15 protein-coding genes are annotated in these 16,885 nt (G+C 66.4%); 4 read left to right on the top strand and 11 right to left on the bottom strand.

What is annotated here, in order from left to right; genetic code table 11:
* Positions 1-2: 2 nt before the first annotated feature.
* The 4 genes from MU558_RS12090 to aspS all read right to left on the bottom strand — a co-directional run bounded on the left by MU558_RS12090 (position 3) and on the right by aspS (position 6,237).
* Positions 3-788 carry a 4-phosphopantoate--beta-alanine ligase gene (locus MU558_RS12090; RefSeq protein WP_246966526.1) on the bottom strand — a complete coding sequence of 262 codons (786 nt, stop codon included), beginning with the start codon at positions 786-788 and terminating at the stop codon, positions 3-5.
* A gap of 51 nt (positions 789-839) precedes the next feature.
* Positions 840-3,632: a DUF1508 domain-containing protein gene (locus MU558_RS12085; RefSeq protein ID WP_246966525.1), complete on the bottom strand. Its 2,793-nt coding sequence runs from the start codon at positions 3,630-3,632 to the stop codon at positions 840-842.
* 250 nt (positions 3,633-3,882) lie between these two features.
* On the bottom strand, positions 3,883-4,710 hold the full coding sequence (locus MU558_RS12080) for a pantoate kinase (RefSeq protein ID WP_246966524.1): 828 nt from the start codon (positions 4,708-4,710) through the stop codon (positions 3,883-3,885).
* Positions 4,711-4,932: 222 nt separating this feature from the next.
* Positions 4,933-6,237, bottom strand: coding sequence for an aspartate--tRNA(Asn) ligase (gene aspS, locus MU558_RS12075; protein ID WP_246966523.1), 1,305 nt, complete (start codon positions 6,235-6,237; stop codon positions 4,933-4,935).
* A gap of 126 nt (positions 6,238-6,363) precedes the next feature.
* Between aspS and MU558_RS12070 the strand changes: the two genes are divergently transcribed.
* The gene (locus MU558_RS12070) at positions 6,364-7,161 is read left to right on the top strand and encodes an SIR2 family NAD-dependent protein deacylase (RefSeq protein WP_246966522.1); all 798 of its coding nucleotides are present in this window, start codon (positions 6,364-6,366) and stop codon (positions 7,159-7,161) included.
* Between the two features lie 88 nt (positions 7,162-7,249).
* Here MU558_RS12070 and MU558_RS12065 read toward each other — a convergent pair whose 3' ends face one another.
* The 3 genes from MU558_RS12065 to MU558_RS12055 form a co-directional block, all read right to left on the bottom strand.
* A complete protein-coding gene (locus MU558_RS12065) occupies positions 7,250-7,972 on the bottom strand; it encodes a hypothetical protein (RefSeq protein WP_246966521.1) in 723 nt (240 codons plus the stop codon).
* 318 nt (positions 7,973-8,290) lie between these two features.
* Positions 8,291-8,992, bottom strand: a complete 702-nt coding sequence (locus MU558_RS12060) for a phosphoglycerol geranylgeranyltransferase (RefSeq protein WP_246966520.1) — start codon at positions 8,990-8,992, stop codon at positions 8,291-8,293.
* A gap of 150 nt (positions 8,993-9,142) precedes the next feature.
* The gene (locus MU558_RS12055) at positions 9,143-10,336 is read right to left on the bottom strand and encodes a threonine synthase (RefSeq protein WP_246966519.1); all 1,194 of its coding nucleotides are present in this window, start codon (positions 10,334-10,336) and stop codon (positions 9,143-9,145) included.
* Positions 10,337-10,467: 131 nt separating this feature from the next.
* On the opposite strand from MU558_RS12055, the gene MU558_RS12050 reads away from it, so the two are divergent.
* Together MU558_RS12050 and MU558_RS12045 are read left to right on the top strand one after the other, a co-directional pair.
* Positions 10,468-11,748, top strand: coding sequence for an NAD(P)/FAD-dependent oxidoreductase (locus tag MU558_RS12050; RefSeq protein ID WP_246966518.1), 1,281 nt, complete (start codon positions 10,468-10,470; stop codon positions 11,746-11,748).
* A gap of 76 nt (positions 11,749-11,824) precedes the next feature.
* On the top strand, positions 11,825-12,667 hold the full coding sequence (locus MU558_RS12045; protein ID WP_246966517.1) for an alpha/beta fold hydrolase: 843 nt from the start codon (positions 11,825-11,827) through the stop codon (positions 12,665-12,667).
* A gap of 25 nt (positions 12,668-12,692) precedes the next feature.
* Here the strand turns inward: MU558_RS12045 and MU558_RS12040 are convergent, their stop codons facing one another.
* The gene (locus tag MU558_RS12040) at positions 12,693-13,406 is read right to left on the bottom strand and encodes a metallophosphoesterase (protein ID WP_246966516.1); all 714 of its coding nucleotides are present in this window, start codon (positions 13,404-13,406) and stop codon (positions 12,693-12,695) included.
* Positions 13,403-14,338, bottom strand: a complete 936-nt coding sequence (gene artA / locus MU558_RS12035; protein WP_246966515.1) for an archaeosortase A — start codon at positions 14,336-14,338, stop codon at positions 13,403-13,405. Before artA ends, MU558_RS12040 begins: the two co-directional genes overlap by 4 nt.
* A 238-nt stretch (positions 14,339-14,576) precedes the next feature.
* Between artA and MU558_RS12030 the strand changes: the two genes are divergently transcribed.
* Entirely contained in the window at positions 14,577-15,356 is a 780-nt protein-coding gene (locus MU558_RS12030; protein ID WP_246966514.1) for a DUF7839 domain-containing protein, read from the top strand.
* An 87-nt stretch (positions 15,357-15,443) separates the two neighbouring features.
* Here MU558_RS12030 and MU558_RS12025 read toward each other — a convergent pair whose 3' ends face one another.
* Together MU558_RS12025 and MU558_RS12020 are read right to left on the bottom strand one after the other, a co-directional pair.
* The gene (locus MU558_RS12025) at positions 15,444-16,043 is read right to left on the bottom strand and encodes a J domain-containing protein (RefSeq protein WP_246966513.1); all 600 of its coding nucleotides are present in this window, start codon (positions 16,041-16,043) and stop codon (positions 15,444-15,446) included.
* A 74-nt stretch (positions 16,044-16,117) separates the two neighbouring features.
* Positions 16,118-16,885 (bottom strand): proteasome assembly chaperone family protein, encoded by a 768-nt coding sequence (locus tag MU558_RS12020; protein ID WP_246966512.1) that lies wholly within the window; start codon positions 16,883-16,885, stop codon positions 16,118-16,120.

The following is a 16,885-nucleotide window of genomic DNA, read 5'->3' as shown; positions in this document are numbered from 1 at the left end:
GATCAGCCGTCGACCGCACCCGTCCGAATCCGCTCTTCTGCGGCCTCGAGCGCCGCCTCGGGATCGAACGCCTCGACGATCGCCTCGAGTTCGGCCTCCTCTCGGTCCGCGAGCTTTCGGGCGTGCTCGGTCACGTTCGGGATCGCCCGGATGATGTTGTCGACGATCGGCACGTCGGCGACGCGCGGCGACCGCGACATCGGGTTGAGATCGACGACGATCTCGGTCTTGCCCATCGCGTCGAGCGCCTCCGCGCGGTCGCCGTCCTCGAGCGGAACCAGTACGACGTCGGCGTCGAAGATCCCGTCGCCGTCGACTTTCGCGCGTTCGTGCTCCAGGTTCGGGATGCGAGCGTCGGCCTCGATCCCTTTGACTTCCTCGGCACCGTGGTCGCGCAGGTGGTCGGCGATAGCCTCGATGCGTTCCGGGGTCCGGTTGAAGAGGTTGACCTCGAGGTCGGCGTCGACGACTGCGGCGAGTTCGACCATCTCGCCGGGCACGAGCGCGGCGACGTTGCCGTTGATCGAGAGCACCGGGTGCTCGGCGAGCAACAGCACTGCGGCGGCGGCCCGTTCGGCCTCGTTGGCGCTCGGCGTCGTCTCCTCGCCGAGCAGGTAGTCGAAGGCGCTCCCCCGCCCTTCGGCGTGCATCCCCTGCAAGTGCGTGATCCCCTTCTCGACGCCCCGTTCGATCCGATGACGCGTGAGGAGGTCCTGGTACCGGGGGTGATCCTCGGGAATCTCCTCTTCGTGTTCGACGTCGGCCGGGACGGTGTCGTGGTCGCTCACGAGGGACACCTCGAGACGACCGATAAAAAGCAGACCGAATCGCCTGCGCAGCTACTCGGTGAACGTGATCCAGCCGTCTGGCGCGTGGGCTTTGACTGCGTTCATCGCCTCTCTCGCGTCCGTCCGGCTCTCGTACGGTCTGGTGCTCTCGGCCATCGTCACGCCGTGTTCGTCGACTAACTTCCAGATCCAGCCTTCCTCGTCGTCCGCGGCGTGCAACTCGAAGGACGCACCCTCGATCTCGAGGATGCTCGCGCTGCCGATCAGGTCCCGGATGCTCGCGAGTGCCTCGCGTGCGGCCTCGCTCGTCTCGTACTGCTCGGCACTGGTCGTGACGGTCGTCCCGTCCTCGTCGATGAGTTGCCACCGCCAGGCGTCCTCGCCCTCGGTGAACAGTTCGAACGACGCCACGTCGAAGTCGACCCGTCCTGCGGCGGGAGCGAGCCGGCGGATGCGGTCGATCTCGTCGACTGCCGCCTGCCGAGACGACGCGGATTCGCCGCCGACGCCGACGACGTCGCGGTCTTTTTCCACCAGCTCCCACTGCCAGCCGGCGGCCGCGCTGAGACGGATCGCCGCCGACTCGATGGTGAAAATCGGTGCGTCGGCGGCATGTCGCTTGATCGCCTCGACGGCGTTGCCGACGGCGGACTGGTCGTCGTAGGAGTCGCTCGACTCCGCGATGACGGACCGATCGCGGTCGAGGAGTCTAAAGCGCCACTCGTCGTCGCCGTACAGCTGGAACGAGACCTCGCCGACGGCGTGTGTGCTCCCGCTTGCTGCGGTCTCGCGGACGCGCTCGAGACTCTCGAGAAGTTCGTCCCGGGTCGGGTGTGCCGTCTCGCCCTCGGCGACGGTGACGTTCGACGGGATGACGAACCGCCAGTGCCAGTCGTTGTCGGCGGCGTACGTCTGGAAGATCGCCTCCTCCATCGTCCGCACGTCTGTCTCGAGGTGCTCGAGGAGCTGGTCCATCGCCTGCTTCGCGGCGCTGCGCGTCGGGTGGGTGGCGGGATCGTCGGCGACCATCTTGCCGCCCTCGTCGATGAGCCGCCAGCCCCACCGGCCGTCCTCGTTTTCGAACAGTTCGAACGCGGCGGTGTCGATCTCGAGTAACTCGGCGTCTGGCGCCTGCTCTTTGAGCGTCATCATCGCCTCGGCGGCCTCGCCGCGCGAGGTGTGTTCCTCCCCGCTGTCGGCGAGGACGTTCCCGTCCTCGTCGATGAGCCGCCAGCGCCACTCGCCGCTGTCGGCCTCGTAGACCTGGAAGGCGGCGTTCTCGAACTCGATGAGATCCGCCTCGCTCGCCTGGCTGCGCACGCGCTCGATCGCTTCGACGGCGGCGTCCGGGTCCTCGTGCGGTTCGGTGCTGTCTGCGACGACGTCACGTTCCTCGGTGACCAGCCGCCAGTGCCACGACTCACCGTCGGGGTAGACCTCGTACTCTGCGTCGTCGATCCCGACGACTGCCGCGTCGCGAACGTTCGATCCGAACTGCTCGACCTGGGTCTCGCCCTGTGGTCGTGACTCGAGTACCGACGGGGACCGGGCGACGACCTGGTCGCCAGCGTCGACGAGCCGCCAGCGCCACCCCTCGCCGTGCTCGTAGAGTTCGAACGTCGGTTCACCTGCGACCGTGACCGACGCCGACTCGAGTTCGCCGAGCAACGCTTCCGTTGCTTCCTCGGCGTCCCGGCGAGAGTCGAACGTCGCGGTGCTCTCGGCTAACTGTTCGTCTTCCTCGTCGACGAACCGCCAGAACCACTCGTCGCCTCGTTCGCGAAGTTCGACGCCGAGGCGTTCGATCGTGAGCAGTCTGGCGTCGGCAAAGCGCTCGGCGAACGTCGTCGCGGCCTCCTCGGCCGCCGACTGCGTCCCGTATCCCGCGTCGGACGACGCCAGCAGCGCTCGATCGTCGTCGAGCAGTTGCCAGTGCCACTCGTCTCTGTCCTGGTGGTAGTTGAACGCGGCACCATCGATGTCGATGACGTCGGCATCCGGACCGCGGTCTTTGAGGAAACTCACCGACTCCTCTGCACCGTCGCGGTCGGCGAACTCGCCCGCGGAGTCAGCGATGACGCTCCCGTCTTCGCGCATGAGTAGCCACTGCCAGTGGCCGTGCTCGTCTTCGTACAGTCGGAACGCCGAGGTCGTGATCTCCATCAACCCGGCGTTGCCGATCTTCGATCGGACGCTGTCGATGTTCGACTCGGCCGCCGGGCGATTCAACGAACTCTCCTCGCTCTGGGCCAGCGCCTCGAGGTGCAAGACGTTCCAGACCCAGTCGCCGTTCTCGTCACGGAAGACGGCAAACTGGGCGGCCTCGAGTTCGTCGCCTGTGAGAATCGGTGGATCTTCCGTCGCACCTTCCTCTTCGACGAACATCCCCTTTCGACCGGTGACGACCGGAACGAGCGCGGTAACGCCCGCGATGATCGCGAGACCGACCGAGTAGATCGTGATCACTTCGACGCTGTAGTCAGCACCGAACCCCCGCCAGTCGCTCGGGTAGACGACGCCGAAGGAGGCGACGCCGACGAGTGCGACCACGAGACCGACGCCACCCGCCTGTATCCCGCGTCGACGAACGGGAAGCATGAGAACGATCCCGAACAGACAAAGCGACAGTCCAGCCGCGGCAGTGACACCGGAGACCCTGATGTGAAAGTACGAATCGGTCGCGCCCGCGTAGCCGACGACGAACGTGAACACCCCGGCCGCCCCGATGAGGTAGCCAGCGATGAAAATCCAGTAGCCGTAGACGTCTTTCGGGGAGTCTGGCTCTCCCACGTAGTGTTCGTACAGCCGAAACAGTTTGTCCCGTGTGTCCTGTATTCTAGACATTCGCTAATTCAAACCGATAACTGAATCGGAGTGTAATAAATTTCCGGCCAAGTATAAATTATCTATTGTGTTGTGATAGACACAAGATACTCCGTGCGTCTCTCACCCTGCCACAGGTGACGCTGCGTCGGACCGATCGCTTCAACCGGGTCCAGAACGACCTATTCGGATCGATAGAAGTCACTCCACCAGCAGGACAGAAGCGGCTCTGTCAGAAGGTTCGTCTCGAGTGACAGACCGGCGACAGCCGTCACTTCAACATCGCACCCGCCGGATGAGTCGCACACACCGACGGTTCGTAACCTGCGTCCGAGAGGCCAGTCCCGAGGGCAAAGACCGTGTCACCGAGCATCGCCATCGACGCCTGCCCCTCGACCTCGGCGACCGACTCGAGCGCGTCGCGAACGTTCGGCGTCAACAGCCCGGCTTCGCGGGCAAACGCTCTCGAGGCGCAGATGAACGACGTGAGCGTCGGCTCCTCGACGACGCGCGACAGTGCCTGCTTGCCGGCCGCCGTGAGTCGCTCGGTGTCGCCCGAGAGGACGTCCGCCGTCGAGAGTTCGCCGAACGAAACGTATTCTACGCGCGCACGCGCAGGAATCGCGTCCAGTTTATTGAACTGCGGTGCGCCTGGCTCGAGCCGAATCGGGACGCCGCCGCGAGCCTGCGCGACGACGTCGCCCAGCCCCGTCCCCGCCTGGACCTCCGCACCGTGGGCGATCGTTACCAGTTCGTTCGCCGAGAGCTTCCGGTCGAAGACGCGGTTCGCCGCGAGCGCCGTCCCGAGCGTCATCGCACCGGAGACGCCGAATCCGGCACCGAGCGGCAGGTCGGAGTCGACGTCGACGCGAGCCGAGACCTCGAGCGTCTCGAGGACCGTCCACACTGGCTCGACGTCGATCGGTTCGCCTTCGAACAGCACTGTCCGGTCGTTCGCCGGTCGGACCGTCACCGTGACCCCGTCGGTGAGCGTGAGCCCAGCCCCCCGGGAACCGGCTTTCGTCGGGTCGTCGTCGTGGTGGGCGCTGAAGAACCCCGTCACGTGTCCGGGGACGAACGCCGTCACCTCGTCGCTCATTACCACGCCGTTTCGTCTCGCGCGATATAACCTTGAAGATTCGCCCGTCTCGAGCGTCGACGCCGTACGGCGACAGCTGCTTCTGGTCCCGCGAGACTTCGCTTCGCTCGTCTCGCTGGCTCCCAGGTTTGCCGCCTACGGCGACAAACGCTGGCGATCTCTCGGGAACACGGTCGGAGCAAAGCTCCTCCCTGCTCCCACTCGCCGGCCAGCGGCGAGCCCTTACGGGCTCAGCCGCTGACGGTCTCGCGGGAACAGAACAGCCTCGCGGATGTTCTCGAGGCCGAGGATCGTCATGACCAGCCGTTCGCCTCCGAGACCGAAGCCGGCGTGGGGCGGCATGCCGTACTTGAACATCTTCGTGTAGTACTCGAACTGGTCGGGGTCGAGTCCCTGCTGCTCGAAGCCCTCGATGAGGAGGTCGTAGCGGTGTTCGCGCTGGCCGCCAGAGACCAGTTCCATCCGCGGGTGCATCAGGTCGAAGCCGGTCGAGAGCTGCTCGTCGTCCTCGTCGTCTTTGATGTAGAAGGGCTTGATCTCGCTTGGCCACTCCGTGATGAAGTAGTGGCCGCCGACGTCGTCGCCCAGTGCCTTCTCCGCCTCGGTCGGCAGGTCGTCACCCCAGACGAGCTGCTCGTCGAGTTCGCCCGTCGCGTTGATGCGCTCGATCGCTTCCTCGTAACTGATCCGCGGGAACGACTCGGTGGGCGCTTCGAACTCGTCGCGGATGCCGAGCGCCTCGAGTTGCTCGGCGCAGTTCTCCTCGACGGCCTCGTAGGCAGCCCGGACGACGCCCTCGGCGACGTCCATCGCGTCGCCGGCGTCACAGAACGCGCCCTCGAAGTCGATCGAGGTCGCCTCGTTCAGGTGTCGGGGCGTGTTGTGTTCTTCGGCGCGGAAGATCGGACCGATCTCGAAGACCCGCTCCAAGTTCGAGCCGGCCATCAGCTGCTTGAACAGCTGTGGCGACTGGTTCATAAAGGCCTCGCGACCGAAGTAGGTGATCGGGAACAGCTCGGTACCTCCCTCGGTGCCGGTGGCGACGATCTTCGGCGTGTTGATCTCCGTACAGTCGAACTCGCGGAACCGCTCGCGGGCGGCCCGCAGGATCTCGGCGCGGATCTCGAAGATCGCCTGGATCTCCTCCTTGCGCAGATCGAGCGTCCGGTTGTCGAGTCGCGTCGAAAGGTCGGCGTCGACCTTCCCGGAGGGGTCGAGGGGAAGTTCGGGATCGGCGGGAGCGACGATCTCGACCGACTCGGGGACGACCTCGACATCCGTCGGCGCGCGCGGTTCCTCTTCGACCGCGCCAGTGACGCTGACGACGCTCTCGCGGGCCGCCTCGAGGCCCGTCTCGACGAGGTCGTCGTCCATCTCGTCTTTCTCGAACTTGACCTGGATCTTGCCGCTCGTGTCCCGGAGGATCAGGAAGGCGATGCCACCGAGGTCGCGCACCTCGTGGACCCAGCCGGCGACGGTTACGTCCTCGCCCGGCTCGGCGTCGGCAGTGTAGGTTCGGTCCTGCATACCCTTCGATTGTCGGAGCCGCGACTTAAGCGCAATCGTTCGGAGCGGTACGGTCGGAACCGGGCCCGCCCTCGAGAGCGACCGCAGTTCTTCGCGCTTTTACCGATCGCGGTCGATCGGTTCGACATGGACGACCTCGAGCGACTCGCAGACGAAATCGCCGACGCCGACACGGTCGTCGCGCTGACCGGCGCGGGAATCTCCGCGCCCTCGGGCGTGCCGACCTTCCGCGGCGACGACGGCGTCTGGGCACGGTTCGACGAGGGTCAGTTCACCTACGGCCGCTTCCAGCGCGACCCGGCCGGGTTCTGGCGCGACCGACTCGAGCTCTACGAGACGATGTTCGGCGACGGCTTCGAACCCAACCCCGCCCACGAGGCGCTCGCGGCACTCGCCCGCGACGGCCACCTCGAGGCGATCCTCACGCAGAACACCGACGGTCTCCACGCGAGGGCGGCGGAGACCGTCGCCGACGGCGACGAAAACGCGAGCAACCAGTCGGGTGCCGAACTACTCGAGCTCCACGGCAACGCCCACCGGGTCCGCTGCGTGCAGTGTGGCCGCCGGAAACCGAACGAGCCGATCCTCGAGCGGGTACGAGACGGCGACGTACCGCCGCGCTGTGAGTGCGGCGGCGTGTTCAAACCGGACGTCGTCCTCTTCGGCGAGCAACTGTCGCCCGCGACGCTCCCGCGCTCGCGGTCGCTCGCCCGCGAGAGCGGCGTCTTCCTCGCGATCGGCTCCTCGCTGTTCGTCGAACCGGCCGCCTCGCTCCCCCGACAGGCGGCCCAGACCGGTGGCACCGTCGGAATCGTCAATCTCGAGGAGACCGAACGAGACCGGGACGCGTCCGTCGTGGTCCGGGGCGACGTCGTCGACCTGCTGCCGCGGCTCCAGGGGCTGGTCGTCGACGACGAGCACTGATCTCGAGGCCGCGTCGGTCGCTACCGAGCGATACGGTCGGCCGCCCTGTCGAAATTCTTCGACTCTGCTCGAGTCACGGGACCCACACCTACGTGTCGTTCCCACCAACGTACCTGATTTCGACACGGCGGGAGAGGCGATAGCCGATGTAAAGACCGGCAATCGGCCCGACAATCGAGAGGCCGAGACCGAACAGCGAACCGATCGAGTTCGGGTCGTTTTGGCTGGTGAGGAGCACACGGTAATACGTATCTTCCCCGACGCGCAGTGGCGTCTGTGGAATCTCGACCGCTCGGTCTGCAGTCGCTGTCCCCTGTCTAGCGGCTTCGACGACTACTGGCGGCACTTCCTCGCTCTCTGTCGAGACGTTTATCGAGACGTGGCGAAGCGCATCTGTGGCTTCGGTCGGTTCGAGTGCGAGATCGATTCGATAGAGGCCGTCGTCCCGTTGTACAGACCGATTCCCGACGTAGGATACATCGTACACGGATCCGTCGAGCTCTACGTACTGGTACCGGTTGATGCCGATGTCGAACGGGGCGGCTGGATTATTCGTGTACACCTCGGTTGGAATTGTGGCGTTCGAGAGAAGGTGTCGCTCGAACGCGCACGTTCGAGTGTCCTGCGGGACTGAGCAGCCGATCTCCTCGCTGATGTGTGCGTCGTCCGACGGTGGGTCGGTGGCATACGTTATTCCGTTCTCTTCATCGACGACGACTTCCGTCCGGTCGTACGTGTACGTCGTCCCCGAGATGTTCGAGACGGAGACCAACGCGGGAGAGACGAGAAGCAGGAACGCAACCACCGCCAATACGAGATCTCGTCGAAACGGGGAGAGGGTCGGGCTGGAGGGCACGAAATCACGTCAAGTACCCAATCAAATAAAAATAACTGACCGGTGAGAGAGACAGCTACAGCGACTGCCTCTACGTAGCAATATCTGCGAATTTCGACGAAACTGGTCGGACAACAGATCCACACCCGTTCGAGGATCATCGAGCGGTCACCGGCTGTCGACCGGTCGTAGAGAACGACGCAGCGGCGACTCATACGGTCCGCTGTCCGTCCGTCCCGCAGTGACCGCCCGACTGGACGCGGTCGCTGCGGCAAAGAGGGACAGCAGACCGTATCAGGCGTCGTTCGCCGCCTCGACCGTCTCCCTGACCGCCTCGACGCCCTCGTCGTAGGCGACGTTACCGACGACGATCACGTCGGCGACCGAGGACATCGCGTACGCGGAGTCGTAGTCGTGGATACCGCCGCCGTAGAACAGCGTCGACTCCTCGAGTGCGTCCCGGCCGGCCGCGACGATCGACTCCTCGCCGAGCGTGCCGGAGTACTCGAGGTAGACGATCTCCTGGCCGAACATCCGTTCGGCGATCTTCGCGTAGGAGGCGACGTCGTCCGGTGAGAGGTCACAGTCCGCCTCGGTGTACGTCGCGACGTCGGCCTCGGGATTCATTACGATGTAGGCCTCGGTCGTCGTCCGCTCCCAGTCTAGGTCGCCGTCGATGCGGACCCACTCCTTGTGCGCGCCGGTGATCCAGAACGGCGACCCCGCGTTGAACACCGTCGGAATGAGATACCCCTCGAGCGCGTCGTCTTCGACGACGACGTCGGGACTCGAGGGTTCCTGGTAGAGCGGGACGTCGTGTTCGGCACAGGCCGCGATCACCGCGGACATGTTCTCCTCGGTCATACCGGTCGTCCCGCCGATCTCGATGGCGTCCGTCCCGGTGGCACAGAGGTCGCCGTAGGTGACGCCGTCGGGAAGTTCCTTGTCGGGATCGAGTTTGAGAATGTGGTTCCAGTCGTCCCAGGGCGCAGTCATACCGCTCCGTTTCCCGGTAGACGCAAAAAACCCTGCGAAACGGTCGGAGAGGGCAGTGTTGGACGAACTCATACTGTCTGCTGTCACTGGTGCCGGCGCACCCGCCGAACGGGTCGTGGGTGTGCCGGCACTGACTGACAGCAGGCGGTATCAGATCCCTTTGCCCATCAGGTGACTCCGCAACACGTCTGCCTGTTTGTTCCCCGTCCCGGTGTTGAGGATGACCACCGTCTCGTCGCCGTCGAACTCGCCGCGCTCGGCGAGTTCCCACGCGCCGCTGGCCGCCGCCGCCGCGGACGGTGCCATCTCGAGGCCCTCGCCTTTCGCGACGGCGATCGCCGCCTCCAGGACGTCGTCGTCGTCGGTCGCGACCGCGCCGCCGTCGCTCTCGCGAAGCGCCTCGAGGACCTGCGGACTCGCACCCGGGTCGGGGATCTCGAGGCCGCCACAGATCGTGTCGGGGTACTCGACGGGTTCGTGGACGTCACGACCCGCCTCGAACGCCTCGACGATCGGGGCACAGCCGGACGCCTGCGCGGCGTACATCGCGGGCAACTCGTCGATCAGTCCCAACTCGCGCCACTCCGTGGCGCCCTTGTGCATGCCGACGAGGCCGACGCCACCGCCCGTCGGGTAGACGACCGCGTCGGGCGTCTCCCACTCGAGTTGCTCGATCAACTCGTACAGCATCGTCTTCTTGCCCTCGTGGCGGTAGGGCGTGACGAACGTCTGGAGAGGGTACCAGTCGTCGTGTTCGGCGAGGGCGTCCTCGTAGGCCTCGACGGCCTCGCCGATCCGCCCGCCGACGACGGTCATGTCGCCGCCGTGGACGTTCACCATCGCCTTGGTGGTGTGACTCGAGCGGGCGGGGAGGAAGACGTGCGACTCGAGGTCGGCCCGGCCCGCGTAGGCCGCCGCGGCCTGTCCGGCGTTGCCCGCCGAGGCGAGGGCGACGTCGGTCGCGTCGTGCTGGCTGGCCGCGGTCACGGCGACCGACTGCCCGCGGTCTTTGAACGTGCCGGTCGGATTTCGCCCTTCGTCTTTGATCACGACGCGTTCGACGCCAAGTTCGTCGGCGAGGGCGGGACACTCGACCAGCGGCGTCGCGCCCTCGTCCATCGTCACGGCCGACTCCCGGCGAAACGGCAGCAGTTCCTCGTAGCGCCACATCGAGTCGAACGGTCGCGACGAAAGCGTCTCCCTGTCGAGCGAGATGACGTCGTAGTCGTACGTCGGGTCGAGGATGCCCCCACACTCGGGGCACCGATGAGTCGCCTCGTCGGCGTCGAACGTCCCACCGCAGTCGGTACACTCGAGTCCGGCGAACGCGTCCGTCGTTTCCATGCGAGGAGGTATCGGCCCCGCCACCAAATCCCTGTCCATCGGAGCGGGGACGCGCAGACGGGCGAAGGAAAACGGCGACGAGCGACGACGTTGGCTCCACGTCTTTATACTTCGCCGCCGAATCGTCGGCCATGACGTCGGAACCGCGAGTGATCGTCGCCGGCGGGGGCCTCGCCGGTCTCGTCGCCGCTCGTCACCTCGCAGCCGGTGGCGTCGCTGTCACGCTGTTCGAACGTCGCGAGGACGTCGGCGGCCGCGTCCGGACCGTCGAACGCGACGGCTACCGGTTCGACAGGGGGTTTCAGGTACTCTTCACCGCCTATCCTGCCGTCCAGCGCGAACTCGACCTCGAGACACTCGACCTCCGACGGTTCGCCCCCGGTGCCTGTATCGCGCGGCCGGGCCACCGGTCGACGCTGTCGGACCCGCTTCGAGATCCGCGCACGCTCCCGACGACGCTGTTCAATCCGGACCTCACCGTCGGCGACAAACTGCGCCTGCTCCGACTTCGCAGACGACTCGAGCGGACCGATCCGGCGGTCGTCTTCGCCGGCGATGACGGCTCGATCGACGAGTACCTCCACGAACGGGAGTTCACCGACCGGTTCGTCGAGAACTTCGCCGCGCCGTTCTACGGCGGCATCACGCTCGATCGCTCGCTGTCGACTTCCCGCCGCGTCTTCGAGTACACGTTCAAGGCGCTCTCGGAGGGCGACATCGCCGTTCCCGCCGCGGGGATGGGGGCGATCCCGCGACAGCTCACAGCGCGCGCCCGCGAGGCTGGGGCGACCGTCGAGACGGGAACGACGGTCGAATCCGTCTCGCAGGACGGCGACGGCGTGGTGGTGTCTGCCGACGGCGAGACCCTCGAGGCGGACGCCGTGGTCGTCGCGACCGACCCGCCGACTGCGCGCGACCTCACCGGCGTCGCGAGCGTGCCGACGACGGCGCGGGCCTGCGTGACCCAGTACTACACGCTCCGAGGAGGAACCGACCTCGAGACGGGAAAGCGGTTGCTGTTGAACGCGAGCGAAGAGGGGCCGAACCACGTCGTCCCTCACAGCGACGTCGCGCCCGAGTACGCGCCCGACGACGCGACGCTCGTGAGCGCGACCTACCTCGGCGAGCGCGAGGAAGGTGACGACGAACTCGCCGCGATCAGCCGGCAGACGCTCGAGTCGTGGTATCCCGAGCGACGGTTCGACCGGTTCGAGGCCGTTCACACGGAGCGCGTGGCGTTCGCCCAGTTCGCCCAGCCACCCGGCATCCACGACCGACTCCCCGACGTCCGCGATCCCGAGGGTGCCGTCTACCTCGCCGGCGACTACACGCAGTGGTCGTCGATTCAGGGAGCGATGGAGAGCGGTCGGATGGCGGCGAAGGCCGTCGTCGAGGACCTCTCGTCTGCGTGATCGTCGTCGCTGCACCCACCGCCAACGCACGAGTGCAACCACACCGTTGACGTACGTTCGCCCCGTCGAGTAGACGATGGCAACGCTCGAGGTTTCCGACGGGACGCTCTGGTACGACGAGGTCGGTGACGGGCCGCCGCTCGTGTTCGTCCACGGCGGCTGGATGAACGGCGACGCCTGGCGACCGCAGGTCGACCGGTTCGCCGACGAGTATCGGACGATCACGCTCGACGTCCGCGGTCACGGCCGGACAGGGGCGACCGATCGGGAACGGTACTCCGTTTCGCTTTTCGTCGACGACCTCGAGTCGCTGCTCGCGTCGCTCGAGGTCGAGCAGCCGATCCTCTGTGGGCTCTCGCTCGGGTCGATGATCGTCCAGGAGTACCTCGACCGCCACCCCGACCGGGCGGCGGGAGCGATCCTCGCGGGCCCGGTCCGGTCGATGCCGCCGGTCGACGTCCCGACCGGCGTGAAGCCGTTTCTCTCGCCGTTGCCGGCGCTCACGGCCACGCTCTCCGTCGCCGGGCCGCGGACCACGTTCCGCTCGCTGCTCGGATCGATCCGCACGGTGACAAACGGGCCGTGGTTGTCGACCGACTCGTCGATCCGATCGCAGGCGATAGAGGCGGTCGGGGACGTCTCACGCGCGGAGTTCCGGAAGATATTCGACGCGCTTTACGCGTTCGACCCGCCCGAGTTGTCCCACGTCACGACGCCGACGCTCGTCGTCTACGGCGAAGCCGAGGCGTCACCGGTCAGACGACAGGGAAGACGGATCGCGGCAACCGTCGACGACGGCAGATGGGCGGCGGTTCCCGATTCGGGCCACCTCGTCAACCAGGACAATCCGCAGGCGTTCAACGACGTCTGCGCCGCGTTTCTCGCGGAACTCGACGCGACGGCGTCGCGACCGCTCTGAACGCGCGACGCGCTAGATCGACCGCTCACAGGAGCTGCCGACACTCGCCCAGCGGGGGAAACCAGAGCGTCTCGTCGCCTGTGACGTCCCTGACTGCCGGGTAGAACGCGTCGGCGTCGGTCACGAGCGGCGTCTGGAAGTCACCGCTACGCATTCCGTTGACCGTCGACCCGGGCGCGAGGCGGGTAAACGCCGGGAGGACCACCACGTCGGCCCCGTCGTACGTCCCGGGACCGTACAGCAGACACGGCAGTTTCCGGCCGTCGACCGACAGCGACGGGTGATCGTGACCGACGACGTACCGATCCGCAGCCACCGTCGGCGCTTCGTGTCCGTGCAACACGACGGTCTCGCCGTCCTCGAGTCGGTACTCGGCCGCCGTCTCGCCGTCGTAGACGCCCTCGAGCATCGCGTCGTGGTTGCCTGGCGTGACGACGAGCGCCGCACCCGCGGCGTCGGTGGCCGCCACGAGGTCGGCGACCGTCTCCTCGACGCCGCGTGGAACCCGCGAGAACGAGTGCAACAGGTCGCCCGCGATCGCGACCGTCCCGGGCGAGAATCGCTCGAGCAGCCCCTCGAGTCGGGAGACGGCGTCTGACCCGTCCTCGATCGGCGCGTCGACCGAGGACGTCGCGGCCCGTCCCAGGTGGACGTCGGCGACGACGAGCGTCTCGGCCGACGGGAGGTAGACGGCACGGTCCGCGACGGTGAAAGGAACGTCGACCGCAGCAGCGGTCATCGCTTCGGTTCGCCACCGTCGGCTCGCACCGACGGGCCGAGGGCGTCCTCGAGGTCGTACTCGGTGCCGGTGAGCACGAACAGGACGTCCTCGAGGACGACGAGAACCTCGGGAACGATCCGGACGACGAGGTACGTGATCCCGACGAGTGCGACGACCGACAGCGTCTGGCCGATGTAGTTGTGGGCGACGAGAAACGAGGTGCGACTCGCCGGTTCCCCCAGGTACGTGGTCACGACGTAGACCAGCGGTTCCTGCTGGAACCAGCCCCACGGCGAGGCCAGCCCGATGAAGACGTTTCGCACGAGGTTGAGAAACCAGATGATGCCGACCGCGAAGGCAAAGCCCGCTGCCTTGCGTCGCAGCGGCGCTTTGACGGCGGCGATCAACCCACCGAAGATCGCCATGCTCCCGATTCCCGTACAGGCCATGACGATGTACGTGGTTCGACCGGTCACCGTCTCGTCGGGGTCGAAGTCAAAGCGGCTCTGGTAGCCGTTTGCCCCCTCGACGAGGCCGGGGCTGTAGCCGAACTGCTCCATCCCCCAGTGGGCCTGGCTGGCGGTCGTCTCGATCAGCCACGTGCGAACGAACGGAATCGTCTCCGCGGGCAGGTAGATCAGCCCCATGAACGCGACCGCCTTCGAGAGCACGAGCAGCGAGTCCCGCCCCCGGAACAGGAGGACGGCCGTGTACAGCGACAGCGGGAGGGCGGCGAGACTCAGGATCGTCTCGATCGGGCTCTGAACGTGATAGTAGTAGTGGGGCACGAGCGCCAGCCAGAAGACGCCGAAGATCACCCACGCGGCCGACGCGACGTACCGCGGCGCGTCCGCAACGTCGAGCCACTCCAGGAGGACCGACAGGACGAACGCACCGATCACGACCCACGCCAGGACGTCGGTGAACGAACTCGGGACCGAGAACGCCATCGTCGGTTCCACGACGCGCGCGAGTGACGCAACCGGAGGTTCGACACCGACAGTCGATGATAGCGGGGCCACCGCTGACGCTGACGACATTGTTCGTCTCGACACCACGGCCCCATCCGCAATCAACCTGACGCCTTCGGTGAGTGTCCTCGAGTCGACCGGGTCCGCGTCTACGGCGGGGACGACCCGTCTCGAGTGGACCGCGTACTTTTTGCCAACGTCGAAAGAACTGAGAGACATGGTCGACGTCCTCGACAACAAACGAGCGGCGACGCGGTTTCGCATCTTGGTCGAGATCGCAGAGCGCCAGCCGGCGGTCAGTCAGGGAGAGATCGCCGACGAAGTAGACGTGACGAGTCAGGCAGTAAGCGAGTACATCCGTGCGCTCGTCGACGACGGACTCGTCGAGAAAGAGGGCCGCTCGCGGTATCGCGTCACCAAAGAGGGCGTCGACTGGCTCTTCCAGGCTGCCGGTGACGTTCGCCGGTTCGCCGACCACGTCACCGAAGACGTCCTCGGCGCGATGGGCGAAGACGCTGCCATCGCAACCGACGACCTGTCGGAAGGCGATACCGTCTCGCTATCCATCAGAGACGGCCTCCTCCACGCCAGCCCGGGAACCGAGGGGCCGGCGACCGGCGTCGCGACGACAGACGCCGCCGCCGGCACCGACGTCGGCGTCACGAGTTTCGAGGGTGTCATCGACCTCGAGCCGGGCTCGGTGACGGTGTGGCAGGTACCGGCGGTCCGCGCGGGCGGCAGCCGCGTTGTCGACGTCGACCAGATCGCCGACGGCTGTGCGGACACCGACCTCGTCGCCGCCGCCGGCGTCGAAGCCGTCGTCTCGCTGCGCGAGGCCGGCGTCGATCCCGACGTGACCTTTGCCGTCGGCGAGGTCGCAGCCGACGCCGCAGAACGCGGCCTCGAGGTGGCCGTCGTCGCCACGATCGATGCCGTCGGACGCGTCACCGACACGCTCAGAGACGGCGACGTGACCTACGAAGTGCTCGAGGCCTAGGGTCTCATAACGATGGCTGCGAGTCTGTACCGCCGCAACCGCGAACCATCGTGCGGTTGCGTCGGCAACCAGTCACAGCCATCATTATCAGTCGGCGTGCTCTTTCGCCGTCACGTACGCTTCCTGGACGCGACGGAACGACTCCTCGTCGCCGCCGTGGTCGGGGTGGACCTCCTTGACTCGCTCCCGGTAGGCGGACTTGATCTCGTCTCGATCTGCAGTCGTCGGCAGTCCGAGTGCCTCGAAGGCGAGGCGCGTTCGCTCCTGGAAGTCCATCGGATCGGGACCCACCTCGGGGACCTCGAACGGGAGTCGCCGCCCGAGGTGGCTGCCGGGCATCTCGTGCTCGACGAGGATCGGGTACGTGTCGGTCGCGTTCTGAATTCGGAAGAACGCGTGCGCGTCGAACGTCACCGCGACGTCACGCTCGGGCAGGTAGAATTCGACCGACTCCCCGGCGATCGGGTGATCCTCCGCGAAGCGCTCGCCGATCCGCTGGAGGTACTCGCGGATCTCGACGCGCCGGCGGTCTTCGCTCGAGTACGTCCGCTCACTGCCTGGCGATCGGTTCGGGAACAGCCGTTCGCCGACGAAAAACAGCCCCGCGGCAAACACCGTAAATATGGCCCCGAGTGCAAGCCCGGTGAGGACGACCGGCGGAATCGCGTCGACGACGTCGGTTGGCACGCTCGGCTATAGGATGTGGTTCCTAAAGAATTTCTCGTCACGCGTCGCACAGTTCGACCGCCGCCAGCCGACGGTCAGCCGATGTATCGCAGGTCGTCGTCACTCGGAACGTCCATCGACTGCTGATTTTCCATCTCCTGGATCTTCCCGATGACCTCTTCCATCTCGTCGGCGCGTTCGTCAAGCGACTCGTAGTCGAGTTCGAACTCGAGGCGGGTCTCGAGCACCTCGAGGACCGCGCGGGCGCTTTTCGGATCGACGAGGTAGCCGCTGGTCTCGCCCATCAGACACGCCGCCTCGAAGCCACGCCGCCCGCCGAGTCCGAGCAGCAGGCCGCTGACACCGACGATGCCGCCGGCCGGTTCGTCCTCGCGGAACTCGACGCCCGCCTCCTCGAGTGGCTCGAGTAGCGACTCGTGGCTGACGGCTCCGAGGACGGCGTACTCGTCGATGAGTTCGCCGGTCGGAACGCCGCCGAGTGCGTACAGTTCCGTGACGCCGAACTCCTCGGCGACGTCGAGAAACGCGTCTGTAAGGAGGTAGTGTCCGTCGTTCGACTGGGCCTGGTGGTCGCCAGTCAGGACGAGCACGTCCCGTCCCTCGGGCACCTCGACAGCGTAGAGTTCCGCACACGTCAGGTCGGCGACGCCACCGTCGATCGAGACCTGTGGCGGGAACTCCCGCGAGTAGATCCGTCGAACGAGCGTGCTCTCGTCTTCGAGTTCCTCCAGTACGTGCTCTGCGGCGAGTTTTCCGACGTGTCCGACGCCCGGCAGCCCCTCGACGAGTACGGGGTCGTCGAGGTCGACCTCCGCGACCGCGTCGATGTCGAGTTCGTCCAT

It is taken from the genome of Natribaculum luteum, assembly GCF_023008545.1.
Lineage (GTDB): Archaea > Halobacteriota > Halobacteria > Halobacteriales > Natrialbaceae > Natribaculum > Natribaculum luteum.
This window is presented reverse-complemented; position numbering and strand designations above follow the sequence as displayed.

Bases quoted from the DNA above. Each gene is read 5' to 3' on its own strand.
- MU558_RS12085 (WP_246966525.1), bottom strand. From the start codon at position 3,632: ATGTCTAGAATACAGGACACACGGGACAAACTGTTTCGGCTGTACGAA.
- MU558_RS12080 (WP_246966524.1), bottom strand. From the start codon at position 4,710: ATGAGCGACGAGGTGACGGCGTTCGTCCCCGGACACGTGACGGGGTTC.
- aspS (WP_246966523.1), bottom strand. From the start codon at position 6,237: ATGCAGGACCGAACCTACACTGCCGACGCCGAGCCGGGCGAGGACGTA.
- MU558_RS12070 (WP_246966522.1), top strand. From the start codon at position 6,364: ATGGACGACCTCGAGCGACTCGCAGACGAAATCGCCGACGCCGACACG.
- MU558_RS12060 (WP_246966520.1), bottom strand. From the start codon at position 8,992: ATGACTGCGCCCTGGGACGACTGGAACCACATTCTCAAACTCGATCCC.
- MU558_RS12055 (WP_246966519.1), bottom strand. From the start codon at position 10,336: ATGGAAACGACGGACGCGTTCGCCGGACTCGAGTGTACCGACTGCGGT.
- MU558_RS12050 (WP_246966518.1), top strand. From the start codon at position 10,468: ATGACGTCGGAACCGCGAGTGATCGTCGCCGGCGGGGGCCTCGCCGGT.
- MU558_RS12045 (WP_246966517.1), top strand. From the start codon at position 11,825: ATGGCAACGCTCGAGGTTTCCGACGGGACGCTCTGGTACGACGAGGTC.
- MU558_RS12040 (WP_246966516.1), bottom strand. From the start codon at position 13,406: ATGACCGCTGCTGCGGTCGACGTTCCTTTCACCGTCGCGGACCGTGCC.
- artA (WP_246966515.1), bottom strand. From the start codon at position 14,338: ATGGCGTTCTCGGTCCCGAGTTCGTTCACCGACGTCCTGGCGTGGGTC.
- MU558_RS12030 (WP_246966514.1), top strand. From the start codon at position 14,577: ATGGTCGACGTCCTCGACAACAAACGAGCGGCGACGCGGTTTCGCATC.
- MU558_RS12020 (WP_246966512.1), bottom strand. From the start codon at position 16,885: ATGGACGAACTCGACATCGACGCGGTCGCGGAGGTCGACCTCGACGAC.